This window comes from Acinetobacter sp. LUNF3 (assembly GCF_022699605.1).
Taxonomy (GTDB): Bacteria; Pseudomonadota; Gammaproteobacteria; order Pseudomonadales; family Moraxellaceae; genus Acinetobacter; species Acinetobacter johnsonii.
Map to the genome: position 1 here is coordinate 2,699,448 of NZ_CP093968.1, position 18,430 is coordinate 2,717,877.

Below are 18,430 nucleotides of genomic sequence, written 5' to 3' on the forward strand. Positions count from 1 at the left end.
ATTATATGGCTTTTGATTTAGTACAATATTTTGCAGAGCAGATTAAAATTCAAAAGCCTGAGCTTCTGAGTCAATATTCAGATGAGGAGCGACTTCAATATCTATCTGAGGCCAACACTCTCTCGCTTGGAAAACTCATCACCTTGATGCGTCAAGATGGCACCAAGCTCTATCAAGAGATTCAAACTCAAGATCACCTCTATATTCAAGAACTTGCAAGGCATCTCACCACGTCTCCGCAAAATGAATCACAGTTAGCAAAGGCAGACTTAGAGCACAGCCTAACCAGCATGTTGAGCCTGCAGTTTGCTGAACTCAAACAACTTGATGCCACAGGGAACTTTGGTGAACATGGAATACGCGAGTTGCTTGTCGGTCAAATCGAGCACCTCTCTGGTCTGGCTGATGACTGGGTTTGGACAACAAGTGAGCTAACAGAGCTGATTGGCTCTAAACCAAAGCCTGAAGAAGAGCTATCATTAGAAGAGACGATGAAGGAGTTTAATCAAATGGTAAATCAACACGCAACAGACCACTCAGATCAGCTACACACACAGGTAGCAGAGCAAAATCCAACGCCAACATGGGCAAAACTGATTGAGCCTGCTGTCGCTATCGCGATTTTATGGGGACTTTATTGCGCAGCAAGTCAAATGTTTGTCTAATCTCCAAGGGATGCACTCATTTTGCGCATCCCTTTATTTTTTAATGAAAAATAATTATATGTTTCATCTTTAAAAATCAAAAAAATCGATTTCTTTTTATTTTTATTTGTCCAAATGGTAAAAGTTACATTTTGTTACAATAGCAAATAAATTAAACACTTTTTCAAATAACAATAAACTTTCTCACACTCCTTTTTAAAATACGCAAACTTAATCACAGAATCTGTAGCAAAAACTGACTAAAAGCCTCGGGTTTAATCGTACATTTATTCATCTTTTTTTTGTTACATTTATTTATAATGATAATTTTTTCACGCCGTCCATATAATTAAATCGACTTGTGAAACAACAAGTTAAAAGGATTTCAAAACTCATAAAATTAAAGAGAAAAACTATGGCTAAAGTGTCATTGGAAGCATTAGCAAATATCGATGGATTCTATGCAGCAGCATTGGTCGATGGGGAAAGCGGTTTGGCCCTAGCAACTCAAGGCGGTGGAAGCATCGATTTAGAACTCGCGGCTGCAGGTAATAGTGAAGTCGTTCGCTCAAAACGACGTGTTGCACAAGCATTGAACTTGAATGACACCATCGAAGATATTTTAATTACGCTGGGTAAGTAGTATCACCTTATTCGTCCTTTAGAAGGCAATGACAAAATTTTCTTATATCTTGTCCTTGAACGCTCTAAAGCAAATCTTGCCATGGCTCGCCATGAACTCAAAGGATATGAAAAAGGCCTAGATTTTTCTTAATTTGAATTGCCCCTTTCTCATCCTTTTGGGAAAGGGGTTGTATGCGTTGTCCTCTTCAACCTAATTAAATTAAAGAAACACTATGAATAAGCAATATATTAATATTGCGATTACCGGCCTGAGTTCAAACCATTCTGACGAACTTAAAACACAGCTACGTAATCTCATTCCTTAAGAGTATCAAATTAACTGGAGCTCCGCTGCTGACCCAACTATTGATTGTTTATTTATCCATGAAAGTTTTTATGAAACCGAAGGGATCCAAAAGATCATTCGAAGTCGTCAGTTCCCATGGCTAAAAATTTCTAAGCAAAACTATAACGAAAACCGACTCCACGAAAACATACTTTCTTTACCAATTACACATCTTGAAAGCTTCTCGAATTGGATTATTCAACATCTACTACATCCCTCTTTTAACAATCAACAAATCCTTCCTATCGAAACTCAGAATAAAAAACACCCTATAAATTAGAATATTTCAGCAAAATGCTGGATACCGAACGCAACTCAAAGCTACATCTTTTTGATACTTTGGGCACCATTGCCATTATTGATATTCAGAAAAATATCGCTTGGCTCAATATAGAACGAGAACAAACCTTTACAGATTCTGGTTTTGATTATGACATTGCCAGCACCAGTAACTTCATGAAAGTCTCACGTAAGCAACCCCATATACTTAGCGACTGGTTATGGCAGTTTTTTTGGGACTCACCCATATTTTTGAAAGAAATTGCACCTGAAGATGGGCACTTTAAGATCCATATGTGGCCTAAGCCAGCAAGCAATGTGGACAGGAAAACCATTTTTCAACTTTCCAGCTGCTTTATTCAAGGTGGTAAAGTCTCAAAAATTGCGACGCAATTGAACCTCCCCATTGAAACTGTGCAGCGCTTTATTGCAGCCAATATCGCGACCCATAATCTCTCAAAAATCAATATTTGGGATAAACACTTTAACCCACCAGAAATGCCTCAAGTTACAGAAGAAGCTGGATTAATTAAAAGCTTTTTTGGAAAACTAAGAAAAAAACTAGGCATATAGGATAATAATATGATTTTACAACGCTTTAAAATTGTTTTTGCTGGTGGTATGGGCGCGGGTAAAACGGAGGCGATTCGATCACTCTCAGAAATTCCCGTACTGCAAACGGAGGCTTTCAATACAGATGCACAGCGCCATACTAAATTAGAAACCACCGTTGGTATTGATTATGGTGAAATCACGCTTGATGAAAACCTGACCATTGGGCTATATGGTACACCTGGGCAAAGCCGCTTCGACTTTATTTGGTCTGCCATTACTAAAGGTGCTATTGGTGCTGTGATTTTGATTGACCATCATTCAGATAACCCTATTCAAGAATTAGAAAGCTATCTGGAAACCTTTCAAAATTTTACCGATAATATTGCAATCGGCATTACACATACCGATCTTCTTTCTGAATCAACTAAATCAACCACTATCTATAAAGACTGGTTACTCCAAAATGATCTCTTTTCTCCACTCTTCTTTATCGATGCAAGGAAGAAAGATGACGTTTTGTTATTATTAGTAGCGCTCATTACCTCCATTGAGATCAACTCAAATATTGCCAATTAACCCTTAACGAGGTTCTATATGTTTACTTTAGCGCAAAGCCGCACCGCACCAAAAGAGTTAATTGATTTTGCAAAGAATGAGATTCAAGATGTTCTTATGAATGTCCGCAGTGTCAATTATGTCATGCTGTGTAGCACAGATGGCTTCGAGTTAACCCATGTCTATAAGAGAGATGGTTATAACAGCACTAAACTCGCAGCAGTTAGTAGCTCGATTTTAGCTATGGTTGCAGCCTTTATGAATGAAATTCATCTCGAAGGTTGTCAATCAATTACTTTGGATGCAGACAATGGTAAAGCCATTTTAACCTCGATCCCTTCTTCAAATCACCCAATGATTATCGTGACCTTAACTGAAAAAGATGTACTATTAGGGCAGCTACTCTACACGCTAAAAAATGCCAGCAACCGTGTTATGCAATATTGATATCTCTGATAAAATATAAAAAAATTTAATTTTTATTAAGGACGAAACCTATTAAATTTTAAAGGCTATGTTTTAGCCGCTTCTTCTTATTCTAATCTTCCTTGCATAAAAAAATCCCCCTCTGCATTAAGCGGAGGGGGATTTAGAATTAATGAGCTGGCGATGACTTACTCTCACATGGATAACTCCACACTACCATCAGCGCTAAGAGGTTTCACTTCTGAGTTCGGGAAGGGATCAGGTGGTTCACTCTTGCTATTGTCGCCAGCACAACTGTTTATGACTATTCGTTGGGTCTAACCTCAGAGCAGTGCTCTTCGTGCCTAACTTTCATCAAATGAGTTATTAACAGGTATATTTGAGTTGGATATTTTATCTAGCTTTATAACTAAATCAAGTTGTTTGCAGTGATTTGAACCACAACACCAACTGTTTGGGTGTTGTATAGTCAAGCCTCACGAGCAATTAGTATTGGTCAGCTTCACATATCACTATGCTTCCACATCCAACCTATCAACGTCGTAGTCTTCAACGGCTCTTTAGAGGACATAAAGTCCTAGGGAAATCTTATCTTGAGGTAGGCTTCCCGCTTAGATGCTTTCAGCGGTTATCCCTTCCGAACATAGCTACCCGGCGATGCGACTGGCGTCACAACCGGTACACCAGAGGTTCGTCCACTCTGGTCCTCTCGTACTAGGAGCAGATCCTCTCAAATTTCCAACGCCCACGGTAGATAGGGACCGAACTGTCTCACGACGTTCTAAACCCAGCTCGCGTACCTCTTTAAATGGCGAACAGCCATACCCTTGGGACCTGCTTCAGCCCCAGGATGAGATGAGCCGACATCGAGGTGCCAAACACCGCCGTCGATATGAACTCTTGGGCGGTATCAGCCTGTTATCCCCAGAGTACCTTTTATCCGTTGAGCGATGGCCCTTCCATACAGAACCACCGGATCACTAAGACCTACTTTCGTACCTGCTCGACTTGTGGGTCTCGCAGTTAAGCGCGCTTTTGCCTTTATACTCTACGCGTGATTTCCGACCACGCTGAGCGCACCTTCGTACTCCTCCGTTACTCTTTAGGAGGAGACCGCCCCAGTCAAACTACCCACCAGACATGGTCCTCGTCCCGGATAACGGGACAGAGTTAGAACCTCAATATTACCAGGGTGGTATTTCAAGATTGGCTCCACCGAAACTAGCGTCTCGGTTTCAAAGCCTCCCACCTATCCTACACAAGTAAGATCAAAGTTCAATGTCAAGCTGCAGTAAAGGTTCACGGGGTCTTTCCGTCTAGCCGCGGGTACACCGCATCTTCACGGCGAATTCGATTTCACTGAGTCTCTGCTGGAGACAGCGCCCCCATCATTATGCCATTCGTGCAGGTCGGAACTTACCCGACAAGGAATTTCGCTACCTTAGGACCGTTATAGTTACGGCCGCCGTTTACTGGGGCTTCGATCAAGAGCTTCGCTTACGCTAACCCCATCAATTAACCTTCCAGCACCGGGCAGGCATCACACCCTATACGTCCACTTTCGTGTTTGCAGAGTGCTATGTTTTTAATAAACAGTTGCAGGGGCCTGGTTTCTGTGGCTGCCAATAGCTCAAGGAGTAAATCCTATCACCGTCGGCAGCGTACCTTCTCCCGAAGTTACGGTACCATTTTGCCTAGTTCCTTCAGCAGAGTTCTCTCAAGCGCTTTGGTCTACTCGACCTGACCACCTGTGTCGGTTTCGGGTACGATTCCTATGTAACTGAAGCTTAGAGACTTTTCCTGGAAGCATGGTATCAGCCACTTCACTGTACAAGTACAGCTTGCTATCAGTTCTCAGCATAGAGTACCCCGGATTTGCCTAAGATACATGCCTACAACCTTCCACCTGGACAACCAACGCCAGGCTGACTTAACCTTCTCCGTCCTCTCATCGCATTACATAGAAGTATTGGAATATTAACCAATTTCCCATCGACTACGCCTCTCGGCCTCGCCTTAGGGGTCGACTCACCCAGCCCCGATTAACGTTGGACTGGAACCCTTGGTCTTTCAGCGTGCGAGTTTTTCACTCGCATTGTCGTTACTCACGTCAGCATTCGCACTTCTGATACCTCCAGCATACTTCTCAATACACCTTCATCGGCTTACAGAACGCTCCCCTACCACTTGCAATAAATTGCAAATCCGCAGCTTCGGCATATAGTTTTAGCCCCGTTACATCTTCCGCGCAGGCCGACTCGACTAGTGAGCTATTACGCTTTCTTTAAAGGGTGGCTGCTTCTAAGCCAACCTCCTAGCTGTCTATGCCTTCCCACATCGTTTCCCACTTAACTATAATTTTGGGGCCTTAGCTGGCGGTCTGGATTGTTTTCCTCTTGACTACGGACGTTAGCACCCGCAGTCTGTCTCCCGGATAGTACTCATTGGTATTCGGAGTTTGCATCGGTTTGGTAAGTCGGGATGACCCCCTAGCCGAAACAGTGCTCTACCCCCAATGGTATTCGTCCGAGGCGCTACCTAAATAGCTTTCGGGGAGAACCAGCTATCACCGAGTTTGATTAGCCTTTCACCCCTATCCACAAGTCATCCCCTGGCTTTTCAACGACAGTGGGTTCGGTCCTCCAGTTAGTGTTACCCAACCTTCAACCTGCTCATGGATAGATCACCCGGTTTCGGGTCTACACCCAGCAACTAAACGCCCTATTAAGACTCGATTTCTCTACGGCTCCCCTATGCGGTTAACCTTGCTACTGAATGTAAGTCGCTGACCCATTATACAAAAGGTACGCAGTCACCGAACATGTCGGCTCCCACTGCTTGTATGCATGCGGTTTCAGGATCTATTTCACTCCCCTCACAGGGGTTCTTTTCGCCTTTCCCTCACGGTACTGGTTCACTATCGGTCAGTCAGGAGTATTTAGCCTTGGAGGATGGTCCCCCCATATTCAGACAAGGTTTCACGTGCCCCGCCCTACTCGACATCATCATATCAGCCCTTTCGTGTACAGGACTATCACCCACTATGGTTGCACTTCCCAGAGCATTCCACTAAAACTGATATGACTTAATGGGCTTTTCCCCGTTCGCTCGCCGCTACTGAGGGAATCTCAATTGATTTCTTTTCCTAAGGGTACTGAGATGTTTCACTTCCCCTCGTTCGCCTCGTATGACTATGTATTCATCATACGATACCTGCCTTATGACAGGTGGGTTTCCCCATTCAGAAATCTCCGGATCACAGGATATTTGCCGCCTCCCCGGAGCTTATCGCAGGCTATTACGTCTTTCATCGCCTCTGACTGCCAAGGCATCCACCACATGCACTTAATTACTTGACTATACAACCCCAAACAGTCGTTAATCCCTACAAGTAGGATTAAGACAGTCTATGATGATTTCTCATCACTTCCTTACAGTTTGTTGTTCTGTGTACTTAAACACTGTACAGCTTCAATTCAATTCACATACCAAAACGCTTGATTCAGTTAATTTCGCTAGTAACTCATTTCTTCAATCTTCATCAATCAGTAATAAATCACTGTTAATGTCGATCTTAAAAACGAGTATGAACAAATTATTTCAACTCAAATATATTCTGTTAATGATTTTTCCAGCCTTCGTCAGGTCAGGAAACTGTGATAAATCACAGAAGTTAATAAGTTATCTACTTACTAATTTCTGTAATCCAACCTATCTGCGCGAAGCATAGCTTCTTGCTTAAATTTCAAGGAAAAGCCTTAAAGCAGTGCTTTAAGTTTTCTTGTCTTGAAATTTGGTGGAGACTAGGAGAGTCGAACTCCTGACCTCCTGCGTGCAAAGCAGGCGCTCTACCAACTAAGCTAAGTCCCCAGCTTATCAATAAGTCAATGTTTCTGTTTTTCTGTATTCAGCATTTAACAATGCTTGTTAGTCAGATTTGGTGGGTCTGACAAGACTTGAACTTGTGACCCCACGCTTATCAAGCGTGTGCTCTAACCAACTGAGCTACAGACCCTCAGATACATCGTCATGAAGAACAACTTGTTGTGGATTCTTACCAATCGTCAATCTTTCGTTAAGGAGGTGATCCAGCCGCAGGTTCCCCTACGGCTACCTTGTTACGACTTCACCCCAGTCATCGGCCACACCGTGGTAAGCGTCCTCCTTGCGGTTAGACTACCTACTTCTGGTGCAACAAATTCCCATGGTGTGACGGGCGGTGTGTACAAGGCCCGGGAACGTATTCACCGCGGCATTCTGATCCGCGATTACTAGCGATTCCGACTTCATGGAGTCGAGTTGCAGACTCCAATCCGGACTACGATCGGCTTTTTGAGATTAGCATCCTATCGCTAGGTAGCAACCCTTTGTACCGACCATTGTAGCACGTGTGTAGCCCTGGTCGTAAGGGCCATGATGACTTGACGTCGTCCCCGCCTTCCTCCAGTTTGTCACTGGCAGTATCCTTAAAGTTCCCGGCTTAACCCGCTGGCAAATAAGGAAAAGGGTTGCGCTCGTTGCGGGACTTAACCCAACATCTCACGACACGAGCTGACGACAGCCATGCAGCACCTGTATGTAAGTTCCCGAAGGCACCAATCCATCTCTGGAAAGTTCTTACTATGTCAAGACCAGGTAAGGTTCTTCGCGTTGCATCGAATTAAACCACATGCTCCACCGCTTGTGCGGGCCCCCGTCAATTCATTTGAGTTTTAGTCTTGCGACCGTACTCCCCAGGCGGTCTACTTATCGCGTTAGCTGCGCCACTAAAGCCTCAAAGGCCCCAACGGCTAGTAGACATCGTTTACGGCATGGACTACCAGGGTATCTAATCCTGTTTGCTCCCCATGCTTTCGTACCTCAGCGTCAGTATTAGGCCAGATGGCTGCCTTCGCCATCGGTATTCCTCCAGATCTCTACGCATTTCACCGCTACACCTGGAATTCTACCATCCTCTCCCATACTCTAGCTTCCCAGTATCGAATGCAATTCCTAAGTTAAGCTCAGGGATTTCACATCCGACTTAAGAAGCCGCCTACGCACGCTTTACGCCCAGTAAATCCGATTAACGCTCGCACCCTCTGTATTACCGCGGCTGCTGGCACAGAGTTAGCCGGTGCTTATTCTGCGAGTAACGTCCACTATCCGGTAGTATTAATACCAGTAGCCTCCTCCTCGCTTAAAGTGCTTTACAACCAAAAGGCCTTCTTCACACACGCGGCATGGCTGGATCAGGCTTGCGCCCATTGTCCAATATTCCCCACTGCTGCCTCCCGTAGGAGTCTGGGCCGTGTCTCAGTCCCAGTGTGGCGGATCATCCTCTCAGACCCGCTACAGATCGTCGCCTTGGTAGGCCTTTACCCCACCAACTAGCTAATCTGACTTAGGCTCATCTATTAGCGCAAGGTCCGAAGATCCCCTGCTTTCCCCCGTAGGGCGTATGCGGTATTAGCATTCCTTTCGGAATGTTGTCCCCCACTAATAGGCAGATTCCTAAGCATTACTCACCCGTCCGCCGCTAGGTTAGGTAGCAAGCTACCCTTCCCCGCTCGACTTGCATGTGTTAAGCCTGCCGCCAGCGTTCAATCTGAGCCATGATCAAACTCTTCAGTTAAAATCATTAGTAGCTTATGGCTACAAATCTTGGCTCATCAATTTTCTGACAAATATTTCTCAAATAAACTTCGAGTAATTTTTACCATCAATCAATGAAATATTTTCGATCGATCAATCAGTAAAAATCCACACAAGTTGTTCTTCATAATCTCTTAATGATCTTCTTGCTGATTCGTCATCAGCAAGCTAGGTCGGCTATACTACTCTCTTTCAAGAAGAAGTCAACTGGTTTTGTTAATTATTTTCAAACTTATTCAAGACTTCCAGATTCTACCGCTTGGGCTAAATCCTTGTTTCTCAACAAGTTTTAATCAACATCACCGCCGATGGATGTGCATTCTACAGTATTTCCAACCCCTTGCAACGCCTTTTTCTATTATTTTATTTCAAGCGCATATTTTTTGGTCAAAAATGTGATTTTTGTCGATTATTAAAGCAATTTTAACCATCACTGTTTATTTTTCGTTAAAATAAGCTCACTTTCGCTGCCAAGCAAAATGAATAATGACAGCTTTTAAATACAAAATTTATTTAACCCTTTTGTCCTGCTTAATGATTTCTCAGGTGCAGGCACAACCACAACTAAATCTCCCCGCAACCACATTGACGATTTTGAGCTATGTACGTTGGAATACCCCCAATCCTATTTCTTTATGTATTTTAAATAACAGCCAATTATCCAATCAGTTCATTCAAGCGAATCAGCAACTCAAAAATGCGTATCAAATTCAAGCGGTCAGTTTGTCTGAATTAAATAAGGTTATGTGCAATGCTGTTTTTTTCTCAACCTACACACCACGTGAAGAGCAAAATATTATAAATAACCTAAAAGATACTCCACTGACTTTTAGCTCTAACAATACTGAATGCGAATTAGGTAGCGCATTTTGCTTATATCAAAACAAAACGCGAACTTCCTTTAAGGTAAACTTGGCCAGCCTGTCCCAGTCCCAAGTGCGTGTAGATCCACGTGTTTTATTATTAGCAAAATCTACGGAGCCTTAAGTCAATGTTTCGTAAAAGCTCTAATACTTCCCTACAAAAAATTTTTAGTCAGTCTCAATTGCTGATTTTTGCTCTTACTCTTGGAATTTGTAGTTTAATTTTCGTGGTGATTTCCATCTACACCATGAATACCTACGCCAAGCAAAGCCTTAATATTTTTAGCGCAACCTTAAGTGAGCAAATTCAACCTGCTGTCATTTTCAATGATCCTATTACACTACAGCAAACACTGAATAATCATATTCAGCAATATCCAATTCGTGCTATTCAAGTCATCAACCTACAAGGGAAACCACTGGCCGAAGCATACAAACCTACACCTGAGTTTGCATGGATGGAAAATCTGTTTGATAAGGTCTTCTTTAAACACCCTGTGACACGCACCATCAAACATCAAAATAACCAGTACGGGACATTGATCATTTACGGTAGTGCCACTCAACTCATGAGCTTTTTCTTTCAGCTCTTGATTTGTCTCTCCGCTGGGATTTTTGTCATCCTGTTGATTATGTTGTGGTTGGTACATTCAACCTATCAAAAACTGATGCACTCGATTCAACCCATGGTCAATACCGTTGAAAGCCTTAATCTTGATACTCAATATCAAGCACGTCTTCCATCATCCCCCATTTATGAGTTTCGCGTCATCAGTGGTGCATTTAATAATTTATTAGATAAGGTGCAGCGTACCAATGAAAAGCTACAAAGCGAAAACTCTCAATTATCACATCAAGCATTGCATGATCAGTTAACTGAACTCCCGAATCGTCATTATTTTTACAATATTTTGTTCAATCAATTTGAGCACCCTGAGAAAAACCAGACCGCTCTCTTTTTTATTGACAACAATAACTTTAAAAACATTAATGATGTTTATGGGCACTTAGCAGGTGATGCCGTCCTCAAAGAAATGGCCCAACGTTTGAAAAAGAATGTCAGAAGCCACGATGTGGTTGCGCGCTTAGGCGGTGATGAATTTGCAATTCTGCTCCGCAATATCAAACACTATGATCATTTAGAACTGATTTGTGAGCATTTAATCGAATGCAGTAAAGCACCATTATCTTTTGATGAACATCAGATTCATTTTAGTTTCAGTATTGGCGTTGCTTTTTCAAAATGTGCAACAACGCCTGAAGATTTGATTGCTGAAGCAGACAATGCCATGTATAAAGCCAAAAACTTAGCTCAAGGGTGGTACATCACACCTTGCCTAAATCCTGATCAGGAATCCTCATGTTAAAACATCTTTGTAAATTTATTCTTATCGCAGGTCTTATCACTGCTTTATCTGGCTGCTTGAGTTTAGGACATCTCAACTATAAGCAAGCACGCAGCTGAAGAAACAAGGCTTTACCCTGACCGAAGAAGGCTGGACGCTGAGACTGCCTGAAAAATTATTGTTTGGTTTTGACCAATCCGATATTCAAGCCGCTCAAAAACCTGCACTCGAAGCGCTTTCCAAACAATTGCAGCAGTATAATTTGAATAAAATTAAAGTGGTTGGACATACAGATAATATTGGTGACCCAAGCTACAATCAAACACTCTCCGAGAAACGCGCATCAACGGTTAGCCAGATTTTTATCGAAACAGGGTTTAAAACTCAAAATATTCAGAGCATGGGTCGCGGTGCATCACAACCTCTGGTAGAAAATAGCAGCGAGGAAAATCGAGCGCTAAATCGTCGCGTGAATATTATTATTATTCCATAAATATTTATGTTTTATCTTTAGCCTTCGTCACGAAGGCTTTTTTATGTACTTTACTAAATTTCAGGCATAAAAAAACCGCTTAACGCGGCATCTTTATCTCGACCATTTCAATAAATGGTCGGAGCAGTAGGATTCGAACCTACGACCCCCTGGTCCCAAACCAGGTGCACTACCAGGCTGTGCTATGCTCCGATTTCAACTTTTTAAAGTTGGGGTGAATGACGGGATTCGAACCCGCGACAACTGGAATCACAATCCAGGGCTCTACCAACTGAGCTACATCCACCATAACGTGTCGGTTCTTAATACCAAGCTACCTAATGGCGCGCCTGACAGGATTCGAACCTGTGACCATCCGCTTAGAAGGCGGATGCTCTATCCAACTGAGCTACAGGCGCATGACCAATAATACGAGGTATTATGGATAACCTTGCCTTGAAGAATTGGTCGGAGCAGTAGGATTCGAACCTACGACCCCCTGGTCCCAAACCAGGTGCACTACCAGGCTGTGCTATGCTCCGATTCATCTCAGCTTTTGTATCGAACATCTCGTTCAGTACGGTGTGCATTCTAGGCGTGACGCTTGATAACGTCAACACCTATATTTAAAAAAAATAAAAAAATCACGTCAAATGTATATTAATCAAGCGTTTCAGGCATTTTTTATACAAATTTTAACGTTTTAGCGATGCACTGAAATCCAACATGCGATCTAAAGGTAATTTCGCACGCTCAGCAAGTACCGGGTCTACAAATATTTCCTGATCGCCACGCTGTAATACCTCTAAAATACCATCCAGCTCATTCATTGCCATCCATGGACAATGTGCACAAGAACGACAGGTTGCACCCTCTCCAGCTGTTGGTGCTTCAACCAAAATTTTGTTGGGCACCGCTTGTTGCATTTTGTAGAAAATACCCCGATCAGTTGCCACAATCAGTCGCTCATTGGGTAAAGTTTGCGCAGCTTTGATTAGTTGCGAAGTACTTCCAACGGCATCAGCAACATCCACCACTGACTCAGGTGACTCAGGATGTACCAGCACCGCAGCATCAGGATACAGCGCCTTCATTTGCGCAATCCCACGTGCACGGAATTCTTCATGCACAATACAAGCACCATCCCAAAGCAACATGTCTGCGCCTGTTTTCTTTTGAATATAACGGCCTAAATGCTGATCGGGCGCCCAAATAATCTTTTCACCCAAACTGTCTAAATGCTCAATAATTTCGACTGCACAACTTGAAGTCACCACCCAATCAGCACGAGCTTTAACGGCTGCTGAAGTGTTGGCATAGACCACTACTGTATGGTCTGGATGGGCATCACAAAACTGACTGAATTCTTCAACAGGACAACCCAAATCTAAAGAACATGTAGCCTCTAAAGTTGGCATCAGAATGGTTTTATTCGGTGATAAAATTTTTGAGGTTTCACCCATAAATTTAACGCCCGCCACCACCAAGGTCGATGCTGGATGATCACGACCAAAACGTGCCATTTCCAATGAATCAGAAACACAGCCACCACTTAACTCCGCCAATTCCTGCACTTCAGGATCGCAATAGTAGTGCGCTACCAATACCGCATCGCGCTTTTTCAACTCGGCCAAGATTAAGGCAAATTTTTCTTGCTTCACTTCATCACTGAGCTTTGAGTCTTTGGTTTCACCCAAACGGTCCAAATGCGCCTGCACAATTAATTTTGCGTCATTGGCAATTAAATTGGTCGCATTGTTCATCATTCATTCATCCCTTCATGCTTGTCGGCAAGCAAGTCCCGCACTTAATTTATTGGCCAAATGGCTTCTCGGCTTTTGACCAATCATTCAAAAGTTCTTATGGTAAAAAAGCCTACAAAGGAGGCTTTTTTAAAACTCGTTAAGATTAAGAGCGATAATCCGCATTAATCTTTACATAGTCATAAGATAAGTCACAGGTATACACTGTGTCTTTCGCTGCCCCGCGTCCTAGATCTACACGAATGGTCATTTCAGCTTGCGACATTACACGAGCACCTTCCGCTTCCGTGTAATCGGCAGCTGCGCCACCATCCTTACAGATTTGCACATCATCTAACCAAACTTGAATTTTTTCAACATCTAAATTTTTAACCCCAGCATAACCAATCGCAGCCAAGATACGTCCCCAGTTCGGATCGGAGGCAAATATCGCGGTTTTAACCAAAGGTGAATGCGCAATACTATAAGCAATATCGCAGCATTCTTGCGTGTCATACCCACCTTCAACTGCAACCGTAATAAACTTGGTTGCGCCTTCACCATCACGCACAATCAGTTGTGCAAGGCGCTTCATCATACGCGTGAGTACATCTAGCACTACGGTATAGCGTGGATCTTGGGTTGAGCTAATTTCAACACCACCCGCTTGACCCGTAGCCGCAAAGATACAGGAGTCATTGGTTGAAGTATCACCATCAATGGTAATTCGGTTAAACGAAACATTGACCGTTTCGCTCAACAGTTGCTGAACCAACTCGCGGCTGATAGGTGCATCGGTTGCTACATAGCCCAACATCGTTGCCATGTTGGGACGAATCATGCCTGCACCCTTAGAAATACCCGTCATGGTATACGTGACGCCATCCAATTCGAATTGCTCAGATGCACCTTTTGGTGTGGTGTCTGTGGTCATAATCCCAGTAGCAGCAGCACCCCAAGCATCAGCACACAAACTATTTAATGCAGGCTGTAAACCATTTAACAAACGCTCCAACGGCAATTGTTCACCAATCACCCCTGTTGAAAACGGTAACACTTCCGTTGCTTGCACACCGGCAAGCTCAGCCAATTTTGCACAAGTACGCTCAGCATTCAGCATGCCTGTCTTGCCTGTACCTGCATTGGCATTGCCAGTGTTAATAATGAGGTAGCGCGGATTCGCCACTTGTAAGTGCGCTTTTGACACATGCACAGGTGCTGCACAGAACGCATTTTGAGTGAAAACACCCGCAACATTCGTTCCTTCAGCAAATTCGAAAATGACAAGATCACGTCGGTTCTGATAGCGCACATAAGCTTCAGCCGTTCCGATTCTCACCCCTTTCACCACGTGCATTTGTGGCATTGATACGTCACCTACTGGCATCCTAAACGTCCAATTCATTTGTTAGAAAAAACACAGCTTATTAGAATTTTCAGAAAAAATCGAGCAGAAGACTTTGTTTGCTTTAACTTTTCAATGCACACTCATTTTTGACATAAAAAAACCAATCCGAAGATTGGTTTTATGCAGCAGCATTTGATTAATTTGAAGCAAGCTGTGCTGAGCTAGACAAAAGCGCTTGTTTAGCATTTTCTTGACTTACAGGAGAAAGCGCTGGGTTTGAAGCCACAATACGATTCACCGTTGCTGCATTTACAGGAGCAATAACAGCCGTTTGCAGAACCACTGAGCGTTGATTTGGGTTAGCAAAGGTATAACGAATCCCTGTACGCGGACTTTGTACCGTAATATTGCCATTGGCTTGTGCCGCAGGTGCTGTAGTTGCACCGCGCGCTTGTTGAACTTTAGCTGCGGTAGTGGTATCTGCAAATGCAAAAGTTGGAAGCGCTAAAGCTACAATCATGATTGGTTTTAATACTTTTTTCATTGTCTTTCCACTTTAGAGGTTTAGATGATGAGCAACTAAATAGCATTTAATGCCTAACACTGCAAATGCTATTCACATTATGCAACGCTTTAGCTGTAATCAGAATCGTATTTGGATTGATCTTAACGTCAATTTTTCAGTCATACCAATAAAAAGCAGAACCGAAGTTCTGCTTTTTCACTCGTTTACAGTTTAGATTTTACCGTGACACTGTTTGTATTTTAAGCCTGAACCACATGGGCAAGGCGCGTTACGACTCGCAGGTGCCGTAAACTCTTCTACAGGCTCGTATTGTGCATCTACTTCTGCGAAGTGGCTTTGATCATCGGCCAACAAACCATCAAAGTCTGCATGCGACAAGTTCAATTGCATCGCTTCAGCTTGAGCTTGCTTTTGAGCTTCCATTTCAGCCAGCTCTTCAGCCGTTGGTACATGTACGCGAGATAAGTCAGTCACAACATCTGATTTAATAATCGCCAACATATTTACAAATAAGTTATACGCTTCTTTTTTGTATTCTTGCTCAGGATTTTTCTGTGCATAACCACGTAAATGAATGCCTTGGCGTAAATAATCCATCGCCGCCAAGTGATCTTTCCAGTGACGATCCAGCGAGTTCAGCATGAAGTGACGCTCCAGCATAACTGCTGTTTCATCCCCCATTTGCTCACGGCGGCTACGGTAGCGCTGTACCACTTCATCAGTAATACGCTCAACCAAAGACTCTTCATCTAAACGACGGTCATCTTCCAACCATTGGTTGATTGGCAAATCAATTGCAAGGTCTTCACGTAACGCTTTTTCAAGCCCATCAATATCCCATTGATCATGAATTGACTCAGGTGGGATATAGTTAGAAATCACACCTTTAATCACATCACGTTGCATCTCTTCGATATAATCTTGCAATGTGCTTTCGGCCAAAACTTCATCACGTTGCGAGTAAATAATTTTACGCTGTTCGTTGTTGACGTCATCGTATTTCAATAAGTTCTTACGAATATCGAAGTTACGTGCTTCAACTTTACGCTGCGCATTTTCAATCGAACGTGACACCATTTTATGCTCAATGGCTTCGTCTTCTTGTAAGCCCATCGCACGCATCATGCCCACAACACGATCACCCGCAAAGATACGCATTAAGTCATCTTCAAGTGACAAATAGAAACGTGATACACCAGGGTCACCCTGACGACCTGCACGACCACGAAGCTGGTTATCAATACGACGTGATTCATGACGCTCAGAACCAATGATGTGTAAGCCACCCGAACTCAATACCATTTCATGGTTTTGTTCCCATTCGGCTTTTAAGCGCGCTTCATCTTCAGGGGTTGGGTTTTCAATTTTTGCCAGTAAAGCTTTCCAGTTACCACCGAGCAGAATGTCTGTACCACGACCTGCCATGTTGGTTGCAATGGTTACTGCTCGCGGTGCACCCGCTTGCGCAATGATATCCGCTTCACGTTCGTGTTGTTTTGCGTTCAACACTTCATGCTGAATGCCTGCTTCTTTCAATTTATCCGACAGAATCTCAGACGCTTCAATCGTTGCAGTACCAATCAAAATTGGTGCGACACCAGACTCATGCACGCGTTGAATTTCTTGAATAATCGCGTTGTATTTACCATTACGATTTAAATAGATTAAATCGTTTTGGTCGAGACGAATCATTGGACGATGCGTCGGAATGATCACCACGTCTAGACCATAAATTTCTTTCATTTCCGCAGCTTCAGTATCGGCAGTACCGGTCATACCCGAAAGCTTTTTGTATAGACGGAAATAGTTTTGGAAGGTTGTGGTTGCAAGCGTTTGGTTTTCAGGCTGGATTTCTAAGCCTTCTTTTGCTTCAACTGCTTGGTGTAAACCTTCAGACCAGCGACGACCAGGCATGGTACGTCCTGTGTTTTCATCGACAATGATCACTTCACCATCATTGATGATGTAATGCACATTGCGTTGATACAAGTAATGCGCACGAATGGCAGCAGTAACATGATGAACTAGATTTAGGTTGGTCGATGAATACAGGCTTTCACCTTCAGCCAACAAGCCCATTTCAATCAGTTCATTTTCAACTGTTTCAAAACCAATTTCTGTCATTTCAACAGAACGTTGTTTTTCATCGATCCAGAAATGACCACCATCCGCGACTTTTTCTTCTTTCTGCGCATGCAGTTTGGGCGGAATGCTATTGATTGCGGCATACAACTGTGAAGAATCATCACTTTGGCCTGAAATAATCAAAGGCGTACGCGCTTCATCAATTAAGATCGAATCGACTTCATCGATGATGGCATAGATCAAACCACGTTGTTTTTTCTCAGCAAGCGAGAACACCATGTTGTCACGTAGATAGTCAAAGCCAAATTCGTTGTTGGTACCGTAGGTAATATCGGCACGATAGGCTTCAGCTTTCTCTGTTGGATCTTGCATGGAATAGATAATCCCGATGCTTAAACCCAAGAATTCAAAGAGCGGACGATTTAATTCAGCATCACGCTGTGCCAAGTAGTCATTCACGGTAATGACGTGAACACCTTGAGCACTAATCGCGTTTAAATAACACGCCAAGGTACCCATCAGGGTTTTACCTTCACCTGTACGCATCTCTGCAATTTTACCTTCGTGTAAGGTAATACCACCGATCAGCTGTACATCGTAATGACGCATGCCCATCACACGCTTAGCTGCTTCACGGCAGACGGCAAATGCTTCTGGGAGTAATTTATCGAGGCTTTCACCCTTGTTATATCGTTGTTTAAATTCTTCAGTTTTTGCAGATAAGTCTGCATCGCCAAGAGCGGATATCGTCGGCTCGAGCGCATTAATCTTGTCTACGATTTTACGCATGCGTTTGAGTTCGCGCTCATTTTTGGTACCGAAGATTCCTCCGATCAGACTTGCCAACATGAATAGACTCTCTAAATCTTGCTTGTCAAATGAATATGTTTTCTTAGTCGTTATTATGGTGCTAGAAATTTGAAGTACAAGGGCTTTACACAAAACCATTTAAAAAATCTATTCATTGTTTCTAGCCCGTCGAATC

10 protein-coding genes, 6 tRNA genes, 3 rRNA genes and 2 pseudogenes are annotated in these 18,430 nt (G+C 43.2%); 8 read left to right on the forward strand and 13 right to left on the reverse strand.

Features of this window, described 5'->3' with window-relative positions:
• Positions 1-5: 5 nt before the first annotated feature.
• The 5 genes and pseudogenes from MN200_RS13130 to MN200_RS13150 all read left to right on the forward strand — a co-directional run bounded on the left by MN200_RS13130 (position 6) and on the right by MN200_RS13150 (position 3,450).
• Positions 6-665 carry a hypothetical protein gene (locus tag MN200_RS13130; protein ID WP_058870241.1) on the forward strand — a complete coding sequence of 220 codons (660 nt, stop codon included), beginning with the start codon at positions 6-8 and terminating at the stop codon, positions 663-665.
• Between the two features lie 394 nt (positions 666-1,059).
• A pseudogene (locus tag MN200_RS13135) lies at positions 1,060-1,419 on the forward strand (roadblock/LC7 domain-containing protein).
• A 489-nt stretch (positions 1,420-1,908) separates the two neighbouring features.
• Positions 1,909-2,466, forward strand: a complete 558-nt coding sequence (locus MN200_RS13140; RefSeq protein WP_227509230.1) for a hypothetical protein — start codon at positions 1,909-1,911, stop codon at positions 2,464-2,466.
• Between the two features lie 9 nt (positions 2,467-2,475).
• Complete coding sequence (locus MN200_RS13145; RefSeq protein WP_058870242.1) at positions 2,476-3,024, forward strand: ATP/GTP-binding protein; 549 nt, start codon at positions 2,476-2,478, stop codon at positions 3,022-3,024.
• A gap of 18 nt (positions 3,025-3,042) precedes the next feature.
• The gene (locus tag MN200_RS13150; protein ID WP_058870243.1) at positions 3,043-3,450 is read left to right on the forward strand and encodes a roadblock/LC7 domain-containing protein; all 408 of its coding nucleotides are present in this window, start codon (positions 3,043-3,045) and stop codon (positions 3,448-3,450) included.
• Between the two features lie 154 nt (positions 3,451-3,604).
• On the opposite strand, the gene rrf is transcribed toward MN200_RS13150, so the two are convergent.
• The 5 genes from rrf to MN200_RS13175 all read right to left on the reverse strand — a co-directional run bounded on the left by rrf (position 3,605) and on the right by MN200_RS13175 (position 9,043).
• Positions 3,605-3,719: ribosomal RNA gene (rrf, locus tag MN200_RS13155) — 5S ribosomal RNA — on the reverse strand.
• Between the two features lie 175 nt (positions 3,720-3,894).
• Positions 3,895-6,788, reverse strand: a 23S ribosomal RNA gene (locus MN200_RS13160).
• 435 nt (positions 6,789-7,223) lie between these two features.
• Positions 7,224-7,299: transfer RNA gene (locus MN200_RS13165), tRNA-Ala, on the reverse strand.
• A gap of 68 nt (positions 7,300-7,367) precedes the next feature.
• Positions 7,368-7,444: transfer RNA gene (locus MN200_RS13170), tRNA-Ile, on the reverse strand.
• A 61-nt stretch (positions 7,445-7,505) separates the two neighbouring features.
• Positions 7,506-9,043: ribosomal RNA gene (locus MN200_RS13175) — 16S ribosomal RNA — on the reverse strand.
• Together the 16S, 23S and 5S rRNA genes with 2 tRNA genes alongside form the textbook arrangement of a ribosomal RNA operon.
• A gap of 506 nt (positions 9,044-9,549) precedes the next feature.
• Here MN200_RS13175 and MN200_RS13180 point away from each other — a divergent pair.
• The 3 genes and pseudogenes from MN200_RS13180 to MN200_RS13190 all read left to right on the forward strand — a co-directional run bounded on the left by MN200_RS13180 (position 9,550) and on the right by MN200_RS13190 (position 11,765).
• Complete coding sequence (locus tag MN200_RS13180; protein WP_058870247.1) at positions 9,550-10,050, forward strand: YfiR family protein; 501 nt, start codon at positions 9,550-9,552, stop codon at positions 10,048-10,050.
• Positions 10,051-10,054: 4 nt separating this feature from the next.
• The gene (locus tag MN200_RS13185; RefSeq protein ID WP_058870248.1) at positions 10,055-11,293 is read left to right on the forward strand and encodes a sensor domain-containing diguanylate cyclase; all 1,239 of its coding nucleotides are present in this window, start codon (positions 10,055-10,057) and stop codon (positions 11,291-11,293) included.
• Positions 11,287-11,765, forward strand: a pseudogene (locus tag MN200_RS13190) (OmpA family protein). Before MN200_RS13185 ends, MN200_RS13190 begins: the two are co-directional and overlap by 7 nt.
• Positions 11,766-11,880: 115 nt before the next feature.
• Here the strand turns inward: MN200_RS13190 and MN200_RS13195 are convergent.
• The 8 genes from MN200_RS13195 to secA form a co-directional block, all read right to left on the reverse strand.
• A tRNA-Pro gene (locus MN200_RS13195) sits at positions 11,881-11,957 on the reverse strand.
• An 18-nt stretch (positions 11,958-11,975) separates the two neighbouring features.
• Positions 11,976-12,051: transfer RNA gene (locus MN200_RS13200), tRNA-His, on the reverse strand.
• 35 nt (positions 12,052-12,086) lie between these two features.
• Positions 12,087-12,163 (reverse strand) — tRNA-Arg (locus MN200_RS13205).
• A gap of 46 nt (positions 12,164-12,209) precedes the next feature.
• Positions 12,210-12,286, reverse strand: a tRNA-Pro gene (locus MN200_RS13210).
• 153 nt (positions 12,287-12,439) lie between these two features.
• Complete coding sequence (nadA, locus tag MN200_RS13215; protein WP_058870264.1) at positions 12,440-13,507, reverse strand: quinolinate synthase NadA; 1,068 nt, start codon at positions 13,505-13,507, stop codon at positions 12,440-12,442.
• Between the two features lie 145 nt (positions 13,508-13,652).
• The gene (gene argJ, locus MN200_RS13220) at positions 13,653-14,873 is read right to left on the reverse strand and encodes a bifunctional glutamate N-acetyltransferase/amino-acid acetyltransferase ArgJ (protein WP_058870249.1); all 1,221 of its coding nucleotides are present in this window, start codon (positions 14,871-14,873) and stop codon (positions 13,653-13,655) included.
• Positions 14,874-15,030: 157 nt separating this feature from the next.
• A complete protein-coding gene (locus MN200_RS13225) occupies positions 15,031-15,378 on the reverse strand; it encodes a hypothetical protein (RefSeq protein ID WP_058870250.1) in 348 nt (115 codons plus the stop codon).
• 192 nt (positions 15,379-15,570) lie between these two features.
• Positions 15,571-18,294 (reverse strand): preprotein translocase subunit SecA, encoded by a 2,724-nt coding sequence (secA, locus tag MN200_RS13230; protein ID WP_058870251.1) that lies wholly within the window; start codon positions 18,292-18,294, stop codon positions 15,571-15,573.
• Positions 18,295-18,430 lie beyond the last annotated feature (136 nt).

Bases quoted from the DNA above. Each gene is read 5' to 3' on its own strand.
- nadA (WP_058870264.1), bottom strand. From the start codon at position 13,507: ATGAACAATGCGACCAATTTAATTGCCAATGACGCAAAATTAATTGTG.
- argJ (WP_058870249.1), bottom strand. From the start codon at position 14,873: ATGCCAGTAGGTGACGTATCAATGCCACAAATGCACGTGGTGAAAGGG.
- MN200_RS13140 (WP_227509230.1), top strand. From the start codon at position 1,909: ATGCTGGATACCGAACGCAACTCAAAGCTACATCTTTTTGATACTTTG.
- MN200_RS13145 (WP_058870242.1), top strand. From the start codon at position 2,476: ATGATTTTACAACGCTTTAAAATTGTTTTTGCTGGTGGTATGGGCGCG.
- MN200_RS13185 (WP_058870248.1), top strand. From the start codon at position 10,055: ATGTTTCGTAAAAGCTCTAATACTTCCCTACAAAAAATTTTTAGTCAG.
- MN200_RS13180 (WP_058870247.1), top strand. From the start codon at position 9,550: ATGACAGCTTTTAAATACAAAATTTATTTAACCCTTTTGTCCTGCTTA.
- MN200_RS13225 (WP_058870250.1), bottom strand. From the start codon at position 15,378: ATGAAAAAAGTATTAAAACCAATCATGATTGTAGCTTTAGCGCTTCCA.
- MN200_RS13150 (WP_058870243.1), top strand. From the start codon at position 3,043: ATGTTTACTTTAGCGCAAAGCCGCACCGCACCAAAAGAGTTAATTGAT.
- secA (WP_058870251.1), bottom strand. From the start codon at position 18,294: ATGTTGGCAAGTCTGATCGGAGGAATCTTCGGTACCAAAAATGAGCGC.
- MN200_RS13130 (WP_058870241.1), top strand. From the start codon at position 6: ATGGCTTTTGATTTAGTACAATATTTTGCAGAGCAGATTAAAATTCAA.